The organism is Arthrobacter sp. Soil782 (assembly GCF_001428435.1).
GTDB lineage: Bacteria > Actinomycetota > Actinomycetes > Actinomycetales > Micrococcaceae > Arthrobacter_D > Arthrobacter_D parietis.
Genome location: NZ_LMSO01000010.1, coordinates 12,790 through 36,994, shown reverse-complemented (window position 1 = coordinate 36,994; position 24,205 = coordinate 12,790). Strand labels below are relative to the sequence as shown.

Annotated in this window: 21 protein-coding genes, 4 tRNA genes and 1 riboswitch; of the genes, 15 read left to right on the top strand and 10 right to left on the bottom strand. The window is 62.9% G+C overall.

Translation table 11 applies throughout. The features are described from left to right. Positions 1-30: 30 nt before the first annotated feature. On the bottom strand, positions 31-1,008 hold the full coding sequence (locus tag ASH00_RS13605) for a cytochrome (RefSeq protein ID WP_235563317.1): 978 nt from the start codon (positions 1,006-1,008) through the stop codon (positions 31-33). Between the two features lie 228 nt (positions 1,009-1,236). On the opposite strand from ASH00_RS13605, the gene ASH00_RS13600 reads away from it, so the two are divergent. The 4 genes from ASH00_RS13600 to ASH00_RS13585 all read left to right on the top strand — a co-directional run bounded on the left by ASH00_RS13600 (position 1,237) and on the right by ASH00_RS13585 (position 1,634). Continuing rightward, positions 1,237-1,310 (top strand) — tRNA-Gly (locus ASH00_RS13600). 54 nt (positions 1,311-1,364) lie between these two features. Further along, positions 1,365-1,438 (top strand) — tRNA-Cys (locus ASH00_RS13595). A gap of 20 nt (positions 1,439-1,458) precedes the next feature. Continuing rightward, positions 1,459-1,530 (top strand) — tRNA-Val (locus tag ASH00_RS13590). Positions 1,531-1,560: 30 nt separating this feature from the next. Continuing rightward, positions 1,561-1,634, top strand: a tRNA-Gly gene (locus ASH00_RS13585). 69 nt (positions 1,635-1,703) lie between these two features. On the opposite strand, the gene ASH00_RS13580 is transcribed toward ASH00_RS13585, so the two are convergent. Together ASH00_RS13580 and zapE are read right to left on the bottom strand one after the other, a co-directional pair. After that, entirely contained in the window at positions 1,704-2,018 is a 315-nt protein-coding gene (locus ASH00_RS13580) for a DMT family transporter (protein ID WP_056549400.1), read from the bottom strand. A 15-nt stretch (positions 2,019-2,033) separates the two neighbouring features. After that, positions 2,034-2,096: riboswitch (guanidine-III (ykkC-III) riboswitch) on the bottom strand. Between the two features lie 363 nt (positions 2,097-2,459). Then, entirely contained in the window at positions 2,460-3,494 is a 1,035-nt protein-coding gene (gene zapE, locus ASH00_RS13575; protein WP_056549398.1) for a cell division protein ZapE, read from the bottom strand. A 257-nt stretch (positions 3,495-3,751) separates the two neighbouring features. On the opposite strand from zapE, the gene ASH00_RS13570 reads away from it, so the two are divergent. Next, positions 3,752-4,663, top strand: coding sequence for a sulfurtransferase (locus ASH00_RS13570; RefSeq protein WP_056549396.1), 912 nt, complete (start codon positions 3,752-3,754; stop codon positions 4,661-4,663). Between the two features lie 55 nt (positions 4,664-4,718). Beyond that, positions 4,719-5,171: a SufE family protein gene (locus ASH00_RS13565; RefSeq protein ID WP_056549394.1), complete on the top strand. Its 453-nt coding sequence runs from the start codon at positions 4,719-4,721 to the stop codon at positions 5,169-5,171. Here ASH00_RS13565 and ASH00_RS13560 read toward each other — a convergent pair. Beyond that, entirely contained in the window at positions 5,157-6,398 is a 1,242-nt protein-coding gene (locus tag ASH00_RS13560) for an alpha/beta hydrolase family protein (protein WP_056549392.1), read from the bottom strand. The two genes, ASH00_RS13565 and ASH00_RS13560, sit on opposite strands and share 15 nt — an antisense overlap. 104 nt (positions 6,399-6,502) lie before the next feature. Here ASH00_RS13560 and ASH00_RS13555 point away from each other — a divergent pair, with 104 nt between their 5' ends. The 9 genes from ASH00_RS13555 to ASH00_RS13515 all read left to right on the top strand — a co-directional run bounded on the left by ASH00_RS13555 (position 6,503) and on the right by ASH00_RS13515 (position 16,369). Then, on the top strand, positions 6,503-6,991 hold the full coding sequence (locus tag ASH00_RS13555) for a hypothetical protein (protein ID WP_056549390.1): 489 nt from the start codon (positions 6,503-6,505) through the stop codon (positions 6,989-6,991). Between the two features lie 14 nt (positions 6,992-7,005). Further along, complete coding sequence (gene msrB, locus ASH00_RS13550) at positions 7,006-7,440, top strand: peptide-methionine (R)-S-oxide reductase MsrB (protein ID WP_056549388.1); 435 nt, start codon at positions 7,006-7,008, stop codon at positions 7,438-7,440. Between the two features lie 174 nt (positions 7,441-7,614). Beyond that, positions 7,615-8,991 carry a DUF6421 family protein gene (locus ASH00_RS13545; protein WP_056549385.1) on the top strand — a complete coding sequence of 459 codons (1,377 nt, stop codon included), beginning with the start codon at positions 7,615-7,617 and terminating at the stop codon, positions 8,989-8,991. Beyond that, a complete protein-coding gene (locus ASH00_RS13540; RefSeq protein ID WP_235563314.1) occupies positions 8,988-9,713 on the top strand; it encodes an SDR family NAD(P)-dependent oxidoreductase in 726 nt (241 codons plus the stop codon). Before ASH00_RS13545 ends, ASH00_RS13540 begins: the two co-directional genes overlap by 4 nt. Before the next feature lie 37 nt (positions 9,714-9,750). After that, entirely contained in the window at positions 9,751-10,824 is a 1,074-nt protein-coding gene (locus ASH00_RS13535; RefSeq protein WP_056549383.1) for a threonine aldolase family protein, read from the top strand. Positions 10,825-10,914: 90 nt separating this feature from the next. After that, positions 10,915-11,544, top strand: coding sequence for a DUF3000 domain-containing protein (locus tag ASH00_RS13530; RefSeq protein ID WP_056549609.1), 630 nt, complete (start codon positions 10,915-10,917; stop codon positions 11,542-11,544). 96 nt (positions 11,545-11,640) lie between these two features. Next, positions 11,641-12,936, top strand: coding sequence for an HRDC domain-containing protein (locus tag ASH00_RS13525; protein WP_056549381.1), 1,296 nt, complete (start codon positions 11,641-11,643; stop codon positions 12,934-12,936). Between the two features lie 77 nt (positions 12,937-13,013). Beyond that, the gene (locus ASH00_RS13520; RefSeq protein WP_056549379.1) at positions 13,014-14,261 is read left to right on the top strand and encodes a thiolase family protein; all 1,248 of its coding nucleotides are present in this window, start codon (positions 13,014-13,016) and stop codon (positions 14,259-14,261) included. Continuing rightward, complete coding sequence (locus ASH00_RS13515; RefSeq protein WP_056549377.1) at positions 14,258-16,369, top strand: 3-hydroxyacyl-CoA dehydrogenase NAD-binding domain-containing protein; 2,112 nt, start codon at positions 14,258-14,260, stop codon at positions 16,367-16,369. Before ASH00_RS13520 ends, ASH00_RS13515 begins: the two co-directional genes overlap by 4 nt. A gap of 83 nt (positions 16,370-16,452) precedes the next feature. Here the strand turns inward: ASH00_RS13515 and ASH00_RS13510 are convergent, their stop codons facing one another. From ASH00_RS13510 to ASH00_RS13485, 6 genes are all read right to left on the bottom strand, one after another. Continuing rightward, complete coding sequence (locus ASH00_RS13510; RefSeq protein WP_056549375.1) at positions 16,453-17,415, bottom strand: aldo/keto reductase; 963 nt, start codon at positions 17,413-17,415, stop codon at positions 16,453-16,455. Between the two features lie 47 nt (positions 17,416-17,462). Beyond that, positions 17,463-17,879 (bottom strand): nucleoside-diphosphate kinase, encoded by a 417-nt coding sequence (gene ndk / locus ASH00_RS13505; protein ID WP_056549373.1) that lies wholly within the window; start codon positions 17,877-17,879, stop codon positions 17,463-17,465. A gap of 60 nt (positions 17,880-17,939) precedes the next feature. Further along, complete coding sequence (locus ASH00_RS13500; RefSeq protein ID WP_056549371.1) at positions 17,940-18,398, bottom strand: DUF4233 domain-containing protein; 459 nt, start codon at positions 18,396-18,398, stop codon at positions 17,940-17,942. Positions 18,399-18,409: 11 nt separating this feature from the next. Next, complete coding sequence (locus ASH00_RS13495; protein ID WP_235563313.1) at positions 18,410-19,813, bottom strand: bifunctional folylpolyglutamate synthase/dihydrofolate synthase; 1,404 nt, start codon at positions 19,811-19,813, stop codon at positions 18,410-18,412. Next, on the bottom strand, positions 19,810-23,106 hold the full coding sequence (gene ileS, locus ASH00_RS13490) for an isoleucine--tRNA ligase (protein WP_056549369.1): 3,297 nt from the start codon (positions 23,104-23,106) through the stop codon (positions 19,810-19,812). Before ileS ends, ASH00_RS13495 begins: the two co-directional genes overlap by 4 nt. A gap of 340 nt (positions 23,107-23,446) precedes the next feature. Continuing rightward, entirely contained in the window at positions 23,447-24,202 is a 756-nt protein-coding gene (locus ASH00_RS13485; RefSeq protein WP_056549367.1) for an SDR family oxidoreductase, read from the bottom strand. Positions 24,203-24,205 lie beyond the last annotated feature (3 nt).

The window sequence follows — 24,205 nt, the reverse complement described above, 5'->3', positions numbered from 1 at the left end:
TGCCTGGTCAATTCTAGGCCAGGGCGATCCTCAACCCTCCATCGAATGCTCTGGAACCCCGCCCTGAGTCGCGCAGTCGCGGTTCCCTTCCTCTGGGGGATGTCCGGCGCTGCCCCTGCCGGTTGAGCTCTCCAACCTGTTGGTCGCAGGCACCCCAACAGCGGCCCGCGGCGGCGGAGGAACGGTCAGGAGCGGGCGTCCCGCGCCGGCCGCATTGCTGCCGGCTTCCCACGCCCGCCGCAGGGCGCAGAACTTGAACCAGTGCTCTTTGAGGACATCCGGATTTGCCCGATGCGCCCGGACTTCGGTCTGGCCGATCGCCACACCCAGCAGAACAGGATCTTTCCCGTATTTCCAGGGTTCCCAGGTGCCTGCATGCGGGTCCACCAACGATTCCTGTGCCTTCATACCAGCAACGAGCTGCATGACTACCTTCTCGTCCAGCGGCTTCACCATGCCATCGCGATCCGTGGCGCGGGTCTTGAAATCGACGACGCATAAGCGTCCGGCGATCGTGGCCACCAGGTCAAGGGTCCCGGCATAGCCCAGTTCCGAGTTCCAGACGGTAATTTCGGGTGCGATCGGCTTTACCTGGTAAAGATCCCACCACTCATCGAAACGGGCAGCGAAGGCATCCTCCCCATGCTGGGCAAGATCCGTGCGGGCCTCGTCCAGGCGGTGCGGCCGTCCGAGGTCGCGGAGAGCAACCTGCTCACAGTAGTGATGCACACGTGTTCCGCGCCGCGCGGCATCATCGCGGTAGCGCTCGGCCGCTTTCGAAGCGTCCTTGATGACTGCCCGCATTTCGCTTGGGTTGCCGAGCGAGGACGCCAGGCGCGGATCCTGTGCAAGGGCACTGGCGGCCATGTATCCGAACCAGCCATCCAGCGAGGAACTCTGAGCCTGCGAGATGACGGTGGTGATGGAAGGAACCAGGGGATCATCCGTGACGGATCGGGAATACATACGCCCGCGTTCGGTGGCGTGTGCGAGGAGCGGCTCGGTCATGCAACAAGTGTGTCATCCCGGTCCGACACTTCTTCGCGGGTACTCCGGCTCGGGAGCGTGAAGTGTGTACTTGATCTGTGCTTATAACGTAGAACTGCCCCTTGCAGGGCGCGGCGCTCCGAAGTCCACTCAATTGGACGAAGCCCGGTTCCTCCGATATTGTTTTTATTCGTTGGAAAGACGCAGGGCACCGTGGGGAAACTCATTTCAGTCCCGGCAATTTTCTCTGCGGACGTAGCTCAGCTGGCTAGAGCACCACCTTGCCAAGGTGGATGTCGCGGGTTCGAATCCCGTCGTCCGCTCGCAAGTCACTGTATTCGCTGGCTCCGGCTGGTGATCCCGCTTCGGCGGGTCACGGTGGGGTGGCCGAGTGGCTAGGCAGCGGCCTGCAAAGCCGTATACGCGGGTTCGAATCCCGTCCCCACCTCCATACGGTGAATTGCAAGACCTGGGCGATTGGCGCAGCGGTAGCGCGCTTCCCTGACACGGAAGAGGTCACTGGTTCGATCCCAGTATCGCCCACACAAAGCGCCTCCACGGGGGCGCTTTTTCGCGGACGTAGCTCAGCTGGCTAGAGCACCACCTTGCCAAGGTGGATGTCGCGGGTTCGAATCCCGTCGTCCGCTCTCCTGCGGCGACAGGATAGGCTCCCTCCTGTTGGAGGGAGCCTGTCCTTGTCCTCGGGTCTGTTCGGCTCAATGAAGAACTTTCAAACCAATAACGCAGCCGACTATCCCAAGGACCAGCAGGACCTTCAGCACCGAGGCCGCCTCGCCGTCGAAAATCATTGCATAAGTGACCGTCAGGGCAGCGCCGATGCCCACCCATACCGCGTAGGACGTTCCGGTCGGCAACGTTCGCATGGCCCATGCAAGACCAGCCATACTCAACACCAGTCCCACGGCGAAAATCACCGTCGGCCATAGCTTGCTGAATCCCTCAGACTTCCCAAGCGCGGTGGCCCATACGGCCTCAAGCACTCCTGACACAACCAGTACAAACCACGCCATGGTCTGCTCGCTCCTCCAGCGCCGTCTTGTCACTGGCCGGGTACGGCGCACCTCGTCCGGGTGCCTGCTTGGCCACTTCAGATTCGCACACTGCTGCACCCCCAGCAAGACGGATCACGCTCAGGGCGAAAGCTCAAACCCTTGGCCGGCTCCTCTCTGCTCCTTATGATGATGAAAGTGGGTGGAACAACAGGTTCCACGGGAAAGAAGGGAGGTGTCTGTGTCTGTAGTTGACGGGCTCAAAGGCAGGGCCGGAGAGTTGAAGGACAAGGCAACCGGACTTGTGATTGACGGTCAGGACATCGACCGGCCGGCTGAACCACCCAACGCTTCGGCCTGATAATCAGCCTCTAGCACGACAAGAAGGCGCCGACCCTGCCGAGAGGCAGCGCCGGCGCCTTTGTCATCCCGGAAGTCGCGCCGGAAACCTTCGCGGTCGCTTCAGCCGCCCGCTTCCGCTCCCTGGCGGGCCAGGGCGGTCAGGCGGGAAACAGCGCGATAGTACTTCTTCATGTAGCCACCAGACATCATTTCCGGTGTGAAGAGGTCACTCAGCGGCATACCGCTGGCGAGGATCGGTACATCCCGGTCATACAGGCGGTCAGCCAGCACGACAAAGCGCAGTGCCACCGCCTGCTCGGTGATGGTGTACACCTCGTGCCAGGCAACGGCGTCTATGCCATCGATGAGCTGCCGGTACCGGCTGGGATGAACACCCGCCAGGTGCTTGATGAGATCGCCGAAGTTGTCTTCGGCAACCGTGACCTCGTCCGGCAGATGCCTAGCCCGGCGTCGCACCTGCTGTTCGGTCAATGGTGCGGGGGCTTCCGGAAGTCCACGGTGGCGGTAATCCTCGCCATCGATCCGGACGACGTCGAACTGGTCCGAAAGAACCTGGATCTCGCGCTGGAAATCAACGGCCGCGAACCGGCCATCCCCCAGGGAACCCGGCAGCGTGTTCGATGTTGCTGCAAGTTTCACTCCAGCATCCGCCAGCTCCCGCATCAGCCGTGACATTAATACTGTGTCACCAGGGTCATCCAGCTCGAACTCGTCAATGCAGACGAGTTGGTATGTGCTCAGCGCGTCCACTGTACGCCTGAAGGACAAAGCACCGACCAGATTTGTGTACTCCACGAAGGTTCCGAAAGCCTTCTTTCCTTCGCTGGCATGCCAGAGGGAAGCAAGGAGGTGCGTTTTGCCCACCCCGAAGCCGCCATCGAGATAGATGCCTGCGCGGCTCTCCTCGCGCTTTGCCCCGAAGATTTTGCGAAGGCCGCTTGGCTTGGGGGTGTTCACGGCTGCTGCGAAGTGGCGCAGGGCCTTGACCGCGGCGGTCTGCGACGGCTGCCCCGGATCGGGTTGATAGGAATCGAAAGATACGGCTCCGAAGCGCTGTGACGGGAAAAAGCCGTCCAGCAGTTCATCCACAGATACCTGCGGCGATCGTTGGGTCAGGTGCTCAATGGTGGCCACAGATGAGTGCGTCTTTCGTCGGCGATCTACAAGCAGGCCTTTGCGAGCCGTGCTAGGCAAGGATACGTCAGCAGCCGGGCCAGCCCCAGCGGCCCATTCGGACCTTTGACAGCGGGCCGCGCCAACCCCGTTCAAGGTAGCCGGACCCCTCGTCCAACTTTATATGGCGCCCTGTGACCTGCCCGGAAATAATTGGTAGAACGCGTGGTTAGGGTAGATAGGAAAGAGCTATCACCAATGCAGGAAGGCTCCAACGGATGAGTGTCGCAACAGATTCGAATGAGAAGTTTGCCCAGTACGCCCACCCCGAGCGCCTGGTTTCAACCCAGTGGCTTGCGGACAATCTCGGCACGCCGGGTCTCGTGATTGTCGAATCGGACGAGGACGTGCTTCTCTACGAGACGGGCCACATCGAGGGGGCCGTCAAAGTCGACTGGCATACGGACCTCAATGATGACGTCACCCGCGATTATGTCGACGGCGAAGGCTTTGCTCGTCTCATGTCCGCCAAGGGCATCTCCCGGGACAGCACCATCGTGATTTACGGTGACAAATCGAACTGGTGGGCCGCGTACGCGCTGTGGGTCTTCAGTTTGTTCGGACACGAGGACGTACGCCTGCTCGACGGCGGACGCGACAAGTGGATTGCGGAGGGCCGCTCCCTCACTACGGACGTACCCCGGCCCGAAACAACTCAATATCCGGTGGTCGAGCGCGATGACGCTCCCATCCGGGCCTACCTGACTGATGTTCTGGGCCACTTCGGTAACCCGCTGATCGATGTCAGGTCCGCTGACGAGTACACCGGCGCGCGTACCCATATGCCGGCATACCCGGAAGAGGGCGCGCTGCGCGGCGGGCACATCCCGTCAGCTGTGTCTGTGCCCTGGGCACGTGCCGCTGCTGATGACGGAACCTTCCGCACACGGGGTGAACTGGATGCTATCTACCGCGGCGAGGCAGGATTGAATGAAGGGGACGACGTCGTCGCCTACTGCCGAATCGGTGAGCGTTCCAGCCACACCTGGTTCGTTCTTCAGCACCTTCTCGGTTTCGAGAATGTGCGCAACTACGACGGCTCATGGACCGAGTGGGGCAACGTAGTACGCGTGCCGATCGTTAAAGGGTCGGAGCCCGGCGTGGCCCCTGTTCCCGCCCGGCAGCGATAGAACAAACCCAGACAGACTGAAGCCCCGGGGTCACGGTCCCGGGGCACTCGTGAGGATGACAGTGGAAACAAGCGCATTGCCCCAGCAGCTCGCCGAGATCGTGGACGATTTCCAGGCTTTGTCCGAACCGGACCGCCTCCAGTTGCTCCTTGAATTTTCCAGGGGACTTCCTCCGTTGCCAGAGCGGCTCACTGACCATCCGGAGCTTCTGGAGCAGGTTGTGGAGTGTCAGAGCCCGCTCTTCTTGACTCTCGATATTGCCGATGACGCCGAAAAATCCGTATCCTTGTTTTTCTCGGCGCCTCAGGAAGCTCCTACTACCCGTGGTTTCGCCGGCGTGCTCCGGGAAGGCCTGGACGGGCTGCCTGCAGCGCAGATCCTTGCTGTTCCGGATGACGTTCCCGAGAGGCTCGGCCTCACACGTGCCATCACTCCCCTGCGCATGCGCGGCATGGCGGCGATGCTGGGGCGGATCAAGCGCAAGATACGGGAATCAGGGGCGGCTTAGGGCCCGCTTCGGTTCCACGCGGCCAAACACCTCGCGCAGGAGCCAATCCGCTGTCACCGAGTGCCACCGCGCAGGGTCAACATTCCATTCCTTGGTATGGCGTGCGCGGTAGAACCGTTCGAACGTGACAAAACCGGGGTTGCGCTCGGCAAGCTCAGCGGAGGGTCCTACCGGGACAAACTCGTCATCCTCACTATGCAGAATCAGGACGGGGATGGTCACCTGGTCCGCCCTCGACACCCAGTCCATGCTTTTCAGATCCACCGGTGTTGACAATCCGGTCACAATCCGTCCGAAGCTGTTCGAGATGAGCCACTGGCCCAGCCTGCCGGCCGGAGCGGGAATACGGTTCAGCTCTGCCTGGTGGGTCAGGACATTCATCCAGTCAATCACCGGGCCGTCAAGCACCAACGCCCGGATCCTCGAGCGGTACCCGGACACATCCGCCGCCTGCAGGCAGATTGCGCCTCCCATGGACCAGCCGAACAACACGACATCTTGTGCACCCTGGTCAAAGGCGTACTCCATCGCGGACTCGATGTCCTGCCACTCGGTCATGCCCAGCCCGTATTTGCCGTCAGCAGCGAAAGGCGCTTCGCCGTCATTGCGGTAGGAAACCAGCAAGCTGGTCATACCGAGTTCGCGTGCTGTGTGCACTGCGCGCAGACCTTCGGAGCGTTGCACTCCCCTACCGTGCACCATGATCGCCCACGTAGCGGCAGGATTTTCAGCACGCACCAGCCAGGCGGGCGCGGTGCCGCCGGTAACAGGTACGTCCACGTGTTCGTCTGCGAAGCCGAGGGCCGAGGGTGTGGGGTAGGCGGCACCGCTCCACCAGCCCCGTATTGCCGTTCTGATGTCACCCGAGTAGACCGCCTCCACCTCACGCTGAACTGTGCCCTCCCGGGGGACGAACGAACGGATCGCTCCTATCCGGGCATGCCCGCGGCCCTCGTCGAAGTACAGACTGTAGGTGCCGTCCACGGTGGTGTCCTCGTTCGCCGGGAGAATCACTTCCAGGCCTCCGCCCGTCTGAACTACGGCGAAGATCTCCAGGTTCTCGTCTCGTTTCCGCGGGGTAACCACCTCTTTAGCGAAGTGCGCTGCCAAAGCGGAGGCCGCACCAGCGATGACGGAACTGACGGCGACGCCGGAACCAAGTCCGAGGACTGCCCAACGAAGCCATGACTGACGGTCCGCTTCGGCCGGAGGGGAGCTGAGAGGCATGGCTACATTCTCGCCTACGCGAGCGGCGCAGCAGCGGACTGCCCCATGCGTGGAGTGTCGAGCCGCTCCTAGGTGGCGGGTGGGTCGGCGACTACTGTTGGCACATGGAGGAAACAATCGTTGTGCTCGCTGAGGTGCCGTTGACAGCCGCTGACGCCACCCATTTGTCGTCGCTGGTCGATGGAGGTGACTCTACGTACACAGTGGTTGTTCCGGAAGACCGGCACACAAACGTGCTCGGGGAGTTCCTCCATCATCTGAGTCTCCTGGAATTCAGCGAGGCAGTGCAGGGACTGTCCCACCGGCCCACCGAGGAGGAGGTCCGTATCTCCGCCGATCAGGCTCTTCAAGGCTCACTTGAGGCCCTGACAGGCGCGGGATTGAGGGCCGATGGTTTCACCGCCCGGGGTAACGCGGTGGAGGCGATGGTCAATGCAGTGAGGGAACGCGACGCACACCAGGCAGTGGTCATCACGCGGCCGCATGCGGTCGCTGACACGCTTCACCGGGACTGGGCGAACCGCGCTCAGGAGAAGCTCGGGGTCCCCGTTCTCCACCTCTATGCGGGCTCGGGATTTATCGGTGACTCCTAGGCGTTGAAGGAAACATGAGTACATCAGAATCACTACCGCATGTTGACAACTCCCCCATCCAGAAGAGTGATGAGGAATGGCGCCGGGAATTGACTCCGGAGGAGTATTACGTACTTCGACAGGCGGGAACCGAACGTCCCTTCACCGGTGAGTATCACGACACCCATGCACAGGGGGTCTACCAGTGCAGGGCATGCGGTCATGAACTGTTCACCAGCAACGAGAAGTTCGACTCACACTGCGGTTGGCCGTCTTTCTGGGCGCCGCTGGCCGAAGACAGGGTCCGCTACATCAAGGACCGGGCCCTCGGCATGGAACGGATCGAAGTTCGCTGCGGACACTGCGACTCACACCTCGGGCACGTGTTCGAGGGCGAGGGTTACGGCACTCCCACTGATCAGCGCTACTGCATCAATTCGGTGTCCATGAGGCTGATCCCGAAGGACTGACGCCCTTCACAGCGACCCACCCAAGCGCCAGGGCTCCAGCAGTGCTGTGCCTCTCTGAGACCCGAGGCAGTCTGAGCATTAGAGTTCCTTAGGTTGCATCCATTTGAGGATCAGGTGTGCTGTTCCGTTGTTACGCTCGTGGAAACCAACAGCCCACCACCATGAGGAGGAATCGTGACCCAGACCCTCGACTCCCACGTACGGCCCCAAACTACACAGAGCCCGCACCATCATGATGCTTGGTTGGCGCTCAAGAGCGCAGCTGCCTCCCTGCAGAACCTGCAGGCCAAGGATGGATCCATCGCCGATGCGTCGGAGGTGACCGGAGCCGGAACGCACGTAGATACAATCGTGCGGTCAATCAGGGAACTCGCTCCCCTCTTCCCCCATGACGCCGCCTACCACGAGGCTCTGATGGAAGACTTCGTCCGGTGGAAAGCTTCAGGATTCGGGGTGCCCGATTTCCTCGATTCCCTGGTTGAATTCCAACCTCAACTGGATCGGGTGGACGGGCGGCAGCACCTTGTGGTCTTCCCGATGTACACGCAGAACGGCAGCTCCAACCGCTTTGTCGAGGCAGTGCTGATCGAAGTCGTGTGGCCCGATTTCATTGCCGAGCTTGAGGCGGGAGAATACTCGAACAAGCTGTTCGTACCGATCCGGTTCCTGGACTTCACGCCGGGCTACGACACAAACTCCGCCGTACTGTTCCCGGAGACCGTCGCTGTGCGGCAGACGCCCCAGTTCACCTGGGGCGCCATCTTCGCGGACCGCGAGGCGGCACGCTTCCGTCGCGTCGTCACCGCAGCCGCAGAGATCACGCGCCTGGACTTGCCGGATGAAGCCCGGCAACTCGTCGAGGACCAGCAGCTGGCGGAGGAAACCTTTGTCATGTGGGACCTGATTCACGACCGCACCCACATGCGCGGTGATCTCCCCTTCGATCCCTTCATGATCAAGCAGCGCATGCCGTACTTCCTGTATTCACTTGAGGAACTGCGATGCGATCTCACCGCTTTCCGCGAATCGGTGAGGATTGCAGCCGACGACGACGCCTCCGAGGAGGCCCGCCACCACGCACGCCTCGTGCAGTATGCAGTTATTTTCGACCGCATCTTCCGCTTCGCCATCACCGGCAGCCGGGTGCGGAACTATGACGGCTTGGGCGGACAGTTGCTGTTCGCCTGGCTCCACCAGAACCACGTTCTCCACTGGACCGACACCACGCTGACCATCGACTGGGAGGAAGTCCCCGGCGTCGTTATTGCACTCGGCGAGAAGATTCAGCAGCTTTACTGGAGCTCGATCGACCGGCCGAAGATTGCACACTGGCTTGCAGCCTACGAGCTGGTTTCCGAAACAGTGACCCCGCATCCGGCATCAGTGTGGGCCAAGGGAGCCGACGCACTGCCTCTGGAGGGTCCTCCACGCGGCCTGACCGATGCGGTTCTCGATGACGAATTCCCCCTCTCAATGTTCTTCGAGGCATTGGACAAGAAGATGAAGGACGTCATCGCGTCCACCGCGGGGATTACCGGGGCTACCGCGTGACGGAGTCTCCCGGCCTGTCAGGTCTGAACGTTCTCATTGCGGGAGCAACCAGCCAGGCGGGTATAGCGGCTGCCGAAGCCTTCACTTCGGCCGGCGCCCGCGTCATTGCGGTCGGATCAGACTCCACGCGCCTTGAACGAGCGCTTGGCCACCTGTCAGGTGCGGAATTGAGAACCTGTGACCTCGCGGATTTCGCCGCCGTTTTGTCGCTCTCGAACGACCTGCGCGCTGCTGGAACCACCGTGGATGGGTTGATTCACCTGGTGGGCGGCTGGCGCGGCGGCTCAGGCATCGCCGGGCAATCCGACGAGGACTACGATTTCCTTCATCGTTCGGTCCTCACCACCCTTCGCAATACCTCGAGGGCGTTCGCCGGCGACCTGGAACGGTCACAGCGGGGCAGGCTTGCAATCGTGTCAGCGACGGCGGTCGATTCACCTACCGCCTCCAGCGCTTCGTATGCAGCGATCAAAGCGGCGGCTGAGACGTGGGTGCGCGCTGTGGGGCAGGAGTTCGCAGCGGCGCACCCGAGCGAGCAAGCCCGTGCCGCTGCCTCGATCGTGGTGGTCAAGGCTCTTCTCGACGAAAAAATGCGTGCTGAGAGTCCCGAACGCCGCTTCCCGGGGTACACCCATGTTCGTGATCTCGCCGCGACTCTGGCCGGCCTGTTCGAGCTCGATGCGGCGGCAATCAACGGGCAACGGGTCAACCCCGCGTCCTGACAACTTCCCCTGCTTCCCGATACGAGATAATGGACCAGTGACTGACACCATCTCCGCTCCCGCCCGTCTCCACGATCCCCAGGTACGCGGCTTCGCGTCGGACAACTACTCCGGCGTGCATCCCGAGATACTGGCCGCGCTGGCAGCCGCCAATGAAGGCCATCAGGTTGCCTACGGGGAGGACGTGTACACCCGAAGGCTCCAGGAACTCATGCGGGAGCACTTCGGAGCTGACACCATCGCCTACCCGGTGTTCAACGGAACCGGCGCCAACGTACTGAGTCTCCAGTCGCTGCTACCCCGCTGGGGCGCAGTCATCTGTGCCAAGACCGCGCATATCAACGTCGATGAAAATGGGGCGCCCGAGCGAATCGGCGGGATGAAGCTGCTGGCCGTTCCTACACCGGACGGCAAGCTCACGCCGGAGCTGATCGATCAGGAAGCCTGGGGATGGGGAGATGAGCACCGGGCACAGCCGCTCGCCGTATCGATCACTCAAACCACCGAGCTGGGGACGCTCTACGCTCCCGCGGAGATCCGCGCCATCGCGGATCACGTTCACGCCAGGGGCATGCACCTGCATATGGACGGAGCACGGATTGCCAATGCGGCAGCCGCTCTCGGCGTGCCGCTGCGCGCCTTCACCCGCGACGCGGGCGTCGACGTTCTCTCGTTCGGCGGAACCAAGAACGGGCTCATGTTCGGCGAGTGCGTTGTTGTCCTGAATCCCACTGCTGCCACCGGTTTGGAGTACCTCCGGAAGATGAACATGCAACTCGCCTCGAAGATGCGATTTGTGTCCGCTCAGCTCGTGGCGCTGCTTGAAGACGGCCTGTGGTTGCGTTCGGCGAGTCACGCAAACGCCATGGCTGCACGGCTCACCGCGGCGGTCTCCGGAATCGACGGCGTCCAGCTTACCCAGCCGACGGCGGCCAACGCCGTGTTCGCTATCCTCACTCCTGGCGTGGCAGACCGAATCCGCGAACACTTCCGCTTCTACGACTGGGACCAGTCGACCGGCGAGGTGCGCTGGATGTGCACCTTCGACACCACCGCCGAAGATGTAGATGCCTTTGCGGAGGCCATCCGACGCGAAACCCGCTCTTCCTAAGCACTCAGGCCGTTGGGCAGATGCCCCTGCACCCGGCGTGGCTGCCCGGCCGCGGAAGCGATTGGGGCATAACCTGCGAGAGTGAGTGCAATTGGTGACCTCTCGCAGGTTCCCCCTGAATTCCTGAACGCCCTGGCCGGGCTGAGGCAGGCGAGATGCCGTAATGAACTTCGCCTCGACGAGATTCCGGCTCCTTCCCGCCTTGCGCCCTATGCGGTGGCTCTCGGAGCTGAAGTCCTTCAGAGCGCCCAGCCGGGTCCCCTGCCGGTGCATGGACCTGCACGGGCTGCTTTCGCGGACAATCACGCCGAAGAACTTGCCACCGGCCGCTTCATACTCCTTTATGACCCGGACGGCTCCGAGGTCTGGGATGGCACCTTTCGCATCGTTACCTATATCCGCGCCCAACTCGAACCCGATATGGGCAACGACGCCCTCCTCGGATCCGTGGCGTGGACGTGGCTGGTGGAGGCACTGCAGACACACGACGCCGGGTATCGGTCCGCGGGCGGCACCGCCACGCGCATTCTCTCCGAAAGCTACGGATCACTCGCCGACCGAGTAGACACGATCGACATCGAGCTGCGAGCTTCCTGGACTCCGGATTCGGACAGTGTCCAGAAACATCTGGAGGCATGGGCGGACATGGTGTGCACTTTTGCCGGTCTTCCGCCGCTTCCTGAGGGAGTTGCAGCGCTCCCGAACCGGCGCCGAAGTTAACCTTCAGTCTTTTCCCGTGCATGCCGACAGCTGCACCGGCGTCGGAATCCCACTTCCCCGGCATCCCCGAACGTGCCCGGCTAGACTGGAATCATCATGACCGTGCAATCCGAGCCTGACAGCCGCGCCCACAACGACGACGCATCCGGACAGGGCTCCATCGCCGTCCTGCCGCTTCTTGACGAACCCCAAGACGGCGTTCCCTACGTCATCGACACACCGGCAGGTTTGGAGCGCGCCGCCAGTGAGCTCGCCGCCGGCACCGGACCAGCGGCGGTGGATGCCGAGCGTGCATCGGGCTTCCGGTACGGGCAGCGGGCTTTCCTCGTGCAGATCCGCAGGGAAGGCGCAGGAACCTGGCTCATCGATCCGGAGCCATTTCCTGATCTGCGTATCATCAACGAGGCACTCTCCGGCGTTGAATGGATCCTGCATGCGGCAACCCAGGACCTTCCCTGCCTGTCTGAGTTGGGCATGTGGCCGGACAAACTTTTCGACACCGAACTTGCAGCGCGGCTCGCCGGACTCCCGCGCGTTGGTCTGGCCGCTGTGATCGAACACCTGCTCGGATTCACGCTGGCCAAGGAACACTCTGCAGCAGACTGGTCCCAGCGTCCCCTGCCTGAACCGTGGCTCCGGTATGCAGCGCTCGACGTCGAAGTATTGATTGAGCTGCGCGCCCGCCTTATTGAGTTACTCAGCGAGGACGGCAAACTGCGCTTCGCCGAGGAAGAGTTCGAGTTCATTCGCTCCAGCCCGCCGGCACCCCCGAAAACAGATCCGTGGCGGCGGACATCCGGGGTTCACCAGATTCGCGACCGACGGCAGCTGGCTGCCGTCCGCGAGCTGTGGGAGGAAAGGGAACTGCTGGCCCAAAAGCGCGACGTCGCGCCTGGCCGGCTGATTCCCGATGCCGCAATCGTGGCGGCCGCGAAAGCAATGCCGCAAACGGTCCCCCAGCTGCTGGCCGTCAACGGATTCCATGGTCGGGCCGCACAACGCGAGGCGCCACGGTGGCTTCGGTGTCTTTCGATGGCACGGACCACCCGCGATCTCCCCGAACTGCAGCTGCCCACGAACGCTCCTCCGCCCCCTCGTGTCTGGTCTGAAAGAGACCCGGCGGCAGCAGCACGCCTGCAAACCGCCAAACCGCGGATTGCTGCGGTCGCGGAGAAGTTGACTATGCCGGTGGAGAATCTCCTGACTCCCGACTTCCTGCGGAGGGTGGCGTGGCGTCCGCCCGAGCCGCTCGACCTCGAGTCGATCGCCGCCTCCCTTGCTGACCTCGGCGCACGCCGCTGGCAGATCGAGCACGTTGCCGCAGTGCTCACCGTAGCGTTTCTTGATCCCGACCCACTTCAGCCGAAGCAGCCGAAAGCGCCGAAGCAATAACAGTTCGGCATGTTGCGGCACAATGTTACCCGCGAGTAACATAAGCGTCGGATTCCCGAACCCAATGAGGAGCGATTGTGCCCACACCAGCCACAGCAGCACGGCAACAGATCAGGGACGTGGTCTTCGTCGACGGCGTCCGGACACCCTTTGGCAAGGCCGGAGACAAAGGGATTCACGCCGGCACGCGGGCCGATGACCTGATCGTCAAGTGCATCCGCGAGCTGATGCGCCGCAACCCTTCCCTGCCTCCAGAGCGGATCGACGACGTCGCTATCGCCGCAACCACGCAGACGGGTGATCAGGGACTCACCATCGGGAGAACCGCTGCCCTGCTGGCGGGCCTGCCGCGAACAGTCCCGGGGTTCGCCATCGACCGCATGTGCGCCGGTGCCATGACCGCGGTGACAACTACTGCGTCAGGCATCGCCTTCGGCGCCTACGATGTTGTAATCGCCGGAGGTGTGGAACACATGGGCAACCACCCCATGGGCTCAGGCACCGATCCCAATCCGCGTTTTCTATCGGAGCGTCTCGTGGATCCCGCAGCGTTGAATATGGGCAATACGGCAGAGAACCTTCACGACCGCTTTCCCGCCATCACCAAGGATCGCGCGGATTCCTACGCAGTGGCCAGCCAGACGAAGCTCGCTGCAGCGTACGGGCGAAACCAGATCCAGCCGGATCTCGTTCCAGTCGCCGGAAGGAAGCCGGCCTCAGGCTGGACGCTCAGCCAGCAGGACGAGCCGCCGCGGCCCGGCACCACTCTCGAGGACCTCGCCGCGCTTCGCACCCCGTTCCGCCCGCACGGGCGGGTCACGGCCGGCAACGCAGCCGGACTCAATGACGGAGCCACAGTCGCGTTGCTTGCTTCCGCTGAGGCCGCACACCAACTGGGTCTTCCTGCAAAGATGCGCCTGGTCGCCTACTCGTTCGCCGGGGTGGAGCCGGAGGTCATGGGCATCGGCCCCGTACCCGCTACCGAAAAGGCCCTGAGCCAGGCCGGCCTCACCATCGACGACATCGGTCTCTTCGAGATCAACGAGGCATTTGCCGTCCAGGTTCTGTCCTTCCTCGACCACTTCGGCATCGCCGATGATGATCCGCGTGTGAACCGCTATGGCGGAGCCATCGCGGTAGGCCATCCCCTCGCCTCGTCCGGGGTGCGCCTCATGACTCAACTGGCCCGGCAGTTCGAGGAAGACCCGCAGGTCCGGTACGGAATCACCACCATGTGTGTTGGGCTGGGCATGGGCGGAACCGTCATCTGGGAAAACCCGCATCACGCCGACTACTCAGGACACATCACGGAGGAAGCAGCATGAGTTTCGACCGCTTTGAGGAACTGTCCGCGCTGGTGCCGGGGGAGGTCGTCACGCACTCACTCGTGGAAGATGTGCCGCTTCCCGGCGGCGCAGGAACCATGGCACTGATCACCCTCGACAATGGGCTGGACCACAGCAGGCCCACCACCCTGGGACCGGCCACGCTCATCGAGTTCGGGCGCACCCTCGAAACCCTGAAGGGCCGTGCGGTGCAAGGCGAGATCACCGCCGTAGCGTTGACAGGGAAGCCCTATTTCCTGGCGGCGGGTGCAGACCTCTCCACAGTCAAGTCATTGAAAGCGTCCGAACATGGCCGCCTGATGGCAGAGCTCGGCCATGCCGCCTACAATCTGCTCGGGTCCCTCGGTGTTCCCAGCTTCGCCTTTATCAATGGAGTGGCCCTCGGCGGCGGACTCGAGATCGCTCTCGCTGCCGACTATCGAACGGTCTCGACCGGTGCAAACGGCATCGGGCTACCCGAAGCGTTCATCGGGCTGGTTCCCGGTTGGGGAGGGGTATACCGCCTGCCTCGGCTAACCGGCCCGCGCGCCGCGGTGAAGGTCATGATCGAGAACCCGCTCAGCAACAACCGCACCCTCAATGGGCAGGCCGCCTACGAGATCGGCATCGCTGACGCGCTCTTCGAACCCGCAGATTTCCTCGAGCAGTCCATCCGCTGGGCGGCGGATGTCCTGAAGAACGCGGCAGGCATCCACGACCGCCGCGCCGCCTTGTCGGCATATGACGACGGCGACTGGGAAGCGGCCGCCGCGGCCGGCCGGACCTTCGTCGAGGCGAAAACCTCGAACGCCGCGCCCGCGCCCGGAAAGGTCCTGGACCTCTTCGAGTCTGCTCGAACCCGGACCCAGGCGGAATCTGCTGCGGCCGAATGTGCAGCCTTGACCGAACTGATGCTCACCCCGCAATTTCATGACACGGTCTACGCATTCCTCGATCTTGTGCAGAAGCGGGCCAAGCGCCCGGCGGGAGCGCCGGACCGCTCGCTTGCCCGGCCGGTGACAAAAGTGGGCGTGGTGGGTGCAGGACTCATGGCCAGCCAGCTCGCGCTCCTGTTCGCCCGTCAGCTGAGCGTCCCCGTTGTCCTCACAGACATTGATCAGGCGCGGGTAGACAAGGGAGTCGGCTGGGTCCACTCGGAAGTCGACAAGATGCTGGCGAAGAGGCGTCTCTCCCCGGATAAGGCAAACCGCATCAAAGCACTCGTATCCGGCTCGGTGTCAAAGGAAACCTTCGCCGACGCCGATTTCGTGATTGAAGCTGTTTTTGAAGAACTGGACATCAAGAAGTCAGTGTTCGCAGAGGTGGAGCAAGTGGTCTCGGCTGAATGCGTTCTGGCAACCAACACCTCTTCGCTCTCTGTAGCCGCCATGGCTGAGGATCTCCTGCATCCCGAGCGCGTCGTCGGTTTTCATTTCTTCAATCCGGTGGCCGCCATGCCGCTGCTGGAAATTGTGAAGGCTCCGCGTACCGCGGACGAGGTCCTGGCGACAGCTTTCGCGGTCGGCAAGGAACTCAAAAAAACCGCAGTGCTGGTCAAGGACGCCCCCGCCTTCGTTGTGAACCGGATACTGGGGCGCATGTTCGGCGAAATCACTGCGGCTTTTGATGAGGGAACCGACGCTGCCACCGCGGACAGGGCGCTGCGGCCCATGGGGCTGCCGATGACACCCTTCAAGCTGCTCGCACTCGTGGGGTTGCCGGTGGGTCAGCACGTGCAGGAGTCACTGAACACGGCCTTCGGCGACCGCTTCTACCTGTCCAAAAATCAACAGATCCTGATCGACGCGGGAAAGAAGGGACTATGGGAGCAGGACGACGCCGGCACGGAGGTAGCGTCCGAATCCACGCTCGCGCTGCTCAGTTTCGGCTCGTCACCGTCCTCCAGCGAGGAGGTCCTGCGACGAACGCAGGACGCCCTGGCCGATGAGATCGGCCGCATGCTCGCGGAGAAAGTGGTCGCTGCACCGGAGGACATTGACCTGTGCATGATCCTTGGTGCCGGTTGGCCGATGCATCTTGGCGGCATCACGCCCTATCTGGACAGGGTCGGCGCGTCGAGACGGGTCAACGGGAAATCCTTCCACTGATTCACCTACAACCGCTTCGGCGGGCAGTTCTTCTCTCCGGAGGCTAACTGCCCGCTCGACGCGGTTGGGGCGCGTCGGCGCCGTTAGGAACTTGCCGGAAAGATGTGCTCGAGTTCTTCGAGGTCAGCCCCGGAAGGAATCCACCGGGCCGCTTCTGCGTTCTGCCGAACCTGCTCCGGCCTCGTTGCCCCGGCGATGACGCTGGCTACGGCGGGACGGCTGGCCAGCCAGGAGAACGCAACTTCCAACTCTGAAAGGGACCGTGCACGCGCGTAGGCGCTGAAGTTTGCGAGCTGCTCCCAGTCAGCCTGATCGAGCAGATTAGTGCGCGAGTGCGTTAACCGGCTCCCCGCCGGCGCGTGACCCGCCGCGTATTTGCCGGTCAACAGCCCGTTGGCCAGCGGAAAGTATGGGAGAAGTCCAAGCCCATAGGACTGTGCGGCGGGAACCACCTCCCGCTCGAGCGCCCGCTCGAGAAGATTGTAGTGATTCTGCGCGGATATGAAGCGGGTAGTGCCCAACTGGCGAGCCACATACTCCGCCTCCGCGACCTGCCAGCCGGCGAAGTTGGAATGCCCGATGTAACGCACTTTGCCGCTCTGCACGAGCTGGTCCAGCGCTGCGAGCGTCTCGTCGATCGGGGTCGCGGCATCCGGTGCGTGGTATTGGTAGAGATCAATCCAGTCGGTGTTGAGCCTCTTGAGCGAGGATTCGACGGCCTTCAGAATGTAGCGGCGTGACCCGCGCGCTCCCCAGTCCGGACCGTTCACCCCTTTGAGGTCCAGTCCGAACTTGGTGGCAACCACCACGTCATCGCGGTTTTTCCCCAGCGCGCGGCCAAGAAGTTCCTCACTGACACCGGGAGAGCGTCCGTAGGAATCCGCGACATCGAAGAGGGTGATTCCGGCATCCAGAGCGGCACTGACGACAGCAGCGGCACCGCGCTGCGATTCTGAGGCGGTTCCGGGCCGCCCCAGATTGTTGCACCCCAGGCCAATCACCGACACGCTCAGTCCTGATGTGCCAAGTCTGCGATATTCAGTCATTGCCCAAGGCTATCAACTCGGTGAGCCGGCATTCAGCCGCACCAAATTCAGCCGAACCAGATAGAAATTTCCTTCTCAGCAGATTTGACCGAATCAGAGCCGTGCACGAGATTCTGCTGGACCTTCAGCCCCCAGTCCCGACCATAGTCCCCGCGGATGGTGCCGGGCGCCGCCGTTGTCGGTTCTGTTGTTCCTGCGAGCGATCGGAAGCCCTCGATGACGCGCTCGCCCTCGAAGACGGCTGCGACCACCGGGCCGCTCAGCATGAACTCAACGAGTGGTTCGTAGAACGGCTTGCCCACATGCTCGGCATAGTGCGCTTCCAGGATCTCCCGGGTAGCGTGTACAAATTTCATATCGACCAGCTTGTAGCCTTTTGCCTCGACGCGGGCAAGGATGGTTCCACTGAGTCCGCGGGCAACGCCGTCGGGCTTTACCAGTATCAGGGTCCGTTCAGCACTCATGTTTTTCCTCCGATTGAGATCAGTTGGCCGGATACCCGGCGAGTTCCATCGTTGACTCTACTAAAGCGATTGCTGGCCGTTGTCGCCTTCGGACTTGTTGACCTGATCCCATTCAGCCTGTTCGCGGTCCCGCTGGGCGTTCTCCCGGTCGAGCCGAGCGCCGGTGCGGATCCCGTACAGCCAGGTCAACGCGAACAGGATACCCACAAGGAACATCATCGGTTCAGCTATGCCCGTGGCTATGATGAGCACCTGCAGAATCCACCCGATCAGAATTCCGTACGGCTTCGTGAGAAGCGCGCAGGAGACAATGAGCACCGCGCTCAGGGTAAGCCCGACGCCGAGGATCACGCCCACCGGGATGGTGTCCGAGCGCAGGCCGAACACCACCAGCGTGGCGAACAGCACAACGAAGGCTTCGAGCAGGAGCACCGTTGACGCGAACATGACCTTGACCGAGCGCCGCTTCTTCGGCATACCCGGTCGCCATTCGCGCTGCGCTTTTGTCTGGCGAGCCATCTGCGTTCCCCTTACTTCCCCAGCAGCGTGCGGGCTTCGCCCACCACAGTGATTGATCCTGTGACGAGGACGCCTGCGCCGCCGAGCTCGGTGCCCTCCTCGGCAGTCAGGACGGCCCACTCGAGGGCATCGTCCAGCCGCTCGGCAACATGGACGCGGTTGTCCGCGAAGCCGGCGCTCAGCGCCAGCCGCCGCAGTTCCTCCGCCGGGATGGCCCGCGGCGAGGTGGACTGGGTGAGACAGACGTCCTCGAGCACTCCGCCGAGTTCCTCGTGCAGCTCGCTCAGGATCGCTCCTGCATCCTTGTCCTTGAGGACGCCGATAACGAGTACGAGCTTGGTAAATTCGAACGCTTCGTTGATTGCTTTCGCTGCAGCACGAGCGCCGGCGGCGTTGTGGGCGGCATCCACGAGGATGCTGGGGGCGGTCCTTACCAGTTCCAGCCGGCCGGGTGAGGTGACGGCTTTCAATCCATCGCGGACGACGTCGTCATCCAGTTGCCGTGACCCGCCGCCGAGAAACGCTTCTACCGCCGCAACGGCGACCGCCGCGTTCTGCGCCTGGTGTTCCCCGTGAAGTGGCAGAAGCACGTCCTCATAACGGCCGGCGATGCCCGCCACCGTGAGTTGTTGCCCGCCGACGGCAATGCGCCGGTCCTCCACTCCGAATTCCACTCCTTCGAAACGGAACTCGACGCCGGTATCACGCGCCTTCTCCAGGAGCACCTGCGCTGCATCCGCCGGCTGGGCAGCACTGACCAGGAATCCGCCCGGCTTGATGATCCCAGCCTTCTCCAGCGCGATGTCCCCCGGAGTGTCACCGAGCAACTCGGTGTGGTCGAGGGAGATGGGTGTGACGACGGCGACCGCGCCGTCACCCACGTTGGTGGCGTCCGTGATGCCGCCAAGTCCCACTTCAATGACAGCTACATCCACCGGCTCGTCGGCGAAGACGGCAAACGCGAGGATCGTGACGCATTCGAAGTAGGTCAGCCGCGGGTCGCCAGCTTCGTCCAGCTCAGCGTCTACCATCTCCAGGTATGGCCGGATCTCGTCCCAGACCCGCACGAACGTCTCGTCCGAAACAGGTTCCCCGTCGATGCTGATCCGCTCCGTTACCCGTGCCAGATGCGGACTGGTGTAGCGGCCTGTGCGAAGATCGTGCGCCCGCAGCAGGCCCTCGATCATCCGCGCCGTAGAGGTCTTTCCGTTGGTCCCGGTGATGTGGATGATCGGAACTGCCCGATTGGGTTCGCCGAGGATTTCCATCGCACGGAACAAGGGGGCCATCCGGGGCTCCATCTTGCTTTCCGGCGCACGGCTCAACAATTCGGCATACACGCTTTCGACCGAGAACTGATCGATTCCCCGTTCGCTTCCGGTTGGAAAGCCCTCAGCGTTCATTCCAGCGTTCATGCCTGCCTCTCCACCTTCACTGATACTCCATCCGTACCGGAGGTGGCCGCGGCAACGAGTTCCAGTTGGTCTGTCAACGTCTCCTGCTTGACCAGCTCGGCGTGTGCCTCGAGTGCGGACAGGGTCTGGGCGTCCGCCTCCACGGTGGTGACCACCCGGTCACTGATATGGAGATCAGCGTCCCGGCGCGCCTGCTGGATGGACCGGATGATGTCCCGGGCCGTACCTTCCGCTGCGAGTTCGGGCGTGACTTCCGTGTTGAGCACAAGGAAGCCCCCGCCGGGCAGCACCGTCACGGCGGTGGTTGCGCCGGCGTCGTCGTTCCTGTCGACCACCGTCTCGAGGGTGTATTCGCTCGGCTCCAGAGCCAGACCGCCCGCAGTGACGGCACCGTTGTCGTCCACGAACCAGTCCCCCGCCTTCGCTGCTTTGATGGCACTCTGGACGTTCTTGCCCAGACGCGGTCCGGCGGCGCGGGCGTTGATAGCCAACCGCTGCGAGATCCCGAACTCCTCCGGCGAGACATCCGCGGAATCGATCAACCGGACGGACTTGATGTTCAGCTCATCAGCGATGATTGCCCGGTACTGGCCCTCCAGCTCCCCGGCTTGCGGTGCCACGACGGTCAGCTCGGCCAACGGCAGGCGCACGCGAAGGTTCGCTGCCTTCCGCAGGCTCGATCCCGTGGAGCAGATCTGGCGGGTGCGTTCCATCCGCTCCACCAGTTCCGGCGCTGCAGCGAACGACGACGGCGAAGCCCAGTCCGTCAGGTGCACCGAGCGCCCGCCGGTCAGGCCGCGCCAGATCTCTTCGGTGACCAGCGGCAGCAGCGGAGCCGCAACGCGGGTGACCGCCTCCAGGCAGGTGTAGAGCACGTCGAAAGCGGCTGTGTCCTCGTCGAAGAACCGCTGCCTGCCGCGGCGGACGTACCAGTTGGTCAGCGTGTCCAGGTAGCGTCGCAGCGACTCGCAGGCGTCGCTGATGTTGAACGCGTCAAGGGAGGCCGTCATGTCCTCCACCAGATTCCCCGTGTAGGCGAGGATATAGCGGTCCAGCGGGTCGGCAAGGGACTCGGCGGCCTCGGCCGTCACCGTTCTGGCCTCATAGCCTGCTCCACCGGCGGCGGCATTCGTGTACAGGCGGAAGAAGTGCCACACGTTCCAGAGCGGCAGGATCACCTGCCGGACTCCATCCCGGATGCCCTGCTCGGTCACCACGAGGTTGCCGCCGCGCAGGATGGGTGAAGCCATCAGGAACCAGCGCATGGCATCCGAGCCGTCCCGGTCCAGAACCTCGGACACGTCGGGGTAGTTCTGCAGGCTCTTGGACATCTTTTGACCGTCCGAGCCGAGCACGATGCCGTGGCTGATGACGTTCTTGAATGTCGGCCGGTCAAACAGCGCGGTGGCCAGGACGTGCAGCGTGTAGAACCAACCGCGTGTCTGGCCGATGTACTCGACAATGAAGTCGGCCGGGTTGTGGGACTCGAACCAGTCCTGGTTCTGCATCGGGTAATGGACCTGTGCATACGGCATGGAACCGGAATCGAACCATACGTCAAGAACGTCCGCCACGCGGCGCATAGTCGACTGGCCCTCCTCAGGGGACCGGGGATCATCCGGATTGGGGCGGCTCAGCTCGTCGATGAAGGGGCGGTGCAGGTCTACGTCGCCCGCTGCGTTGCGCGGCACTCGCCCGAAGTCGCGCTCGATCTCCGCCAGGGAACCGTAGACGTCAGTACGCGGGTAGTTCGGGTCATCTGACACCCAGACCGGTATGGGGCTGCCCCAGTAGCGGTTGCGGCTGATCGACCAGTCCCGGGCGTTCTCGAGCCATTTGCCGAACTGGCCGTCCTTGACGTTGTCCGGGATCCAGTTGATCTGCTGGTTCAGCTCGACCATGCGGTCCTTGATCTTCGTGACCTCGACGAACCAGGACGAAACGGCGCGGTAGATGAGCGGGTTGCGGCAACGCCAGCAGTGCGGGTAGCTGTGCACGTAGCTTGCCTGCCGCACCAGCCTGCCGCTATCACGCAGTACGCGGGTGATGGTCTTGTTCGCGTCGAAGACCTGCAATCCGACGATGTCGGCCAGGGGGCCTTGTTCGAAGGTGCGTAGGAAGCGCGCGCCCTCGTCAACTGAGAGGATCACCTGGATTCCTGCGTCCTCGCAGATCTTCTGGTCCTCCTCGCCGTACGCCGGCGACTGGTGCACAATACCGGTGCCGTCCGTCGTCGTGACGTAGTCGGCAACGAGGAACCGGAACGCATTGCGGTAGCCGCCGCGTTCAGGATCGACGAAGTAGCCCCAGAGCGGCTCATACTGCAGTCCGCCCAGCTCCGTGCCGCGGTGCGTTCCAACGACGGCGGCACGCGCCTCTTCAGCGGAGGAATATCCCAGGTCCTTTGCATACCCGGACAGCAGTTCCTCGGCGATGAGGAATCGGCGTCCCTCAAAAGTACCGGCGCCGGGTATCAGCGCGTAGTGGATCTCCGGCCCGACCGCGAGGGCCGCATTGGTGGGCAGCGTCCAGGGTGTGGTGGTCCAGGCAAGGGCCTCGACGCCGGCAAGCTCCTTCGACAAGGCGGACTCTCCGGCCGTGATCGGGAACGTTACAGTGACTGTCTGGTCCTGGCGGTCCTGATAGACGTCGTCATCCATGCGCAACTCATGGTTGGACAGCGGAGTCTCGTCCTTCCAGCAGTACGGCAGCACCCGGTATCCGTTGTAGGTCAGACCCTTTGTGTGCAGGGTCTTGAAGGCCCAGAGCACCGACTCCATGTACTCGACGTTCAGGGTCTTGTAGTCGTTCTCGAAGTCCACCCAGCGCGCCTGGCGGGTGACATAGTCACGCCACTCCCCCGCGTACTTCATCACCGAAGCGCGGCAGGCGTCATTGAACTTGTCGATGCCCATGGCTTCGATCTGCTGCTTGTCGCTCATGCCGAGCTGCTTCATGGCCTCCAGCTCAGCGGGAAGCCCGTGTGTGTCCCAACCGAACCGCCGCTCAACACGGCGGCCGCGCTGGGTCTGGTAGCGACCCACGAGGTCCTTGGCATAGCCGGTCAGAAGGTGTCCGTAATGCGGCAGGCCATTGGCGAAGGGCGGTCCATCATAAAAGACGAACTCATTGGTCCCGTTCTCACCGGCGTCGCGCCGGTCAATGGACGCCTGAAACGTGCCGTCCCCGTCCCAATAGGACAGAACGCGTTCCTCGAGTTCGGGGAACCTGGGCGAGGCAGAGCCGGAGACAGCCGGGTCCGCGGCGGAGGCCTTGGGATAAATCTGTGACATGAGGTGTGTCCTGAAGCTGGCGACGTTCGGCGGGCAGTAACAACCATTCTGCAAGGACGAATCCCCCTGCCGGCAGTGAAAGCCCGGTGAGTAATCCGCGGTACCACCTCGCTTGCCTGCCTTCCACCGCCCGGGTTCGGTCGGAGTAGTGCAAGCCGCTTCATGTCTGCTGTTACGGGCTTACCCGTCCGGTTCTACTGACCCGCGGGACGCGAAACTTCATCTGCGGGCGTTCTTCCGGAAGCTCACCGGTGATGGCCGGGTCACAGCTGTTGCATCAATTCTAACCGGCTGCGCTCAATCGGGCGAACCATCCGCCACCTGCACGGCCTCCCGCCGCTCAGCGCCGGCGGACCACCTTGTGCACGGCTGCCTGGGCCAACGGCCGCACGACAATCTCGTCAAGGTTCACGTGATGCGGCACAGACACGGCATAGGCGATAACGTCCGCGACATCCGCAGCCGTCAGCGGCTTTTCGACACCGGCGTACACCTTCTCTGCGGCCTCCTCGTCGCCGAGCCGGTTCAGGGCAAATTCCTCGGTCTGCACCATGCCGGGAAGAACCTCGACGACGCGCACATTGTTCTCAACCTCTTCAAGGCGTAGCGCCCTGGTCATGGCCCGTTGGGCTGCTTTCGCGGCGTTATAGCCGGCGCCGCCCTCATAGGCAACCAATGCCGCTGTTGACGTCAGGTTCACGACGGTGCCCTCCCCATGCGTCCGCAGCATCGGCAGGAACGCACGAATCAGCTTCATACTGCCGATAACGTTCGCGCCGTACATCCACTCCCAGTCCTCGGTGCGCGCATCCGCCACCCAGTCCGCGCCCCGTGCCCCGCCCGCAATATTGATCAGGGTGTCGATGCCGCCTGCTTCGGTGACGTCGCGGACCAGGCGGGCAACGCCGTCGTCGTCGGTGATATCCAGCGCTACCGGCACTGCTCCGGTTTCCCCGCCGAGCTGTTCCAGGCGATCCTGACGGCGGGCAACCGCCCAGACACGCCAACCATCAGCCGTCAACCGGCGCACGGTGGCCTCACCGATGCCGGAGCTTGCTCCTGTGACAACTGCGGCCCTGTTCTTTCTGGAAGTCATTGA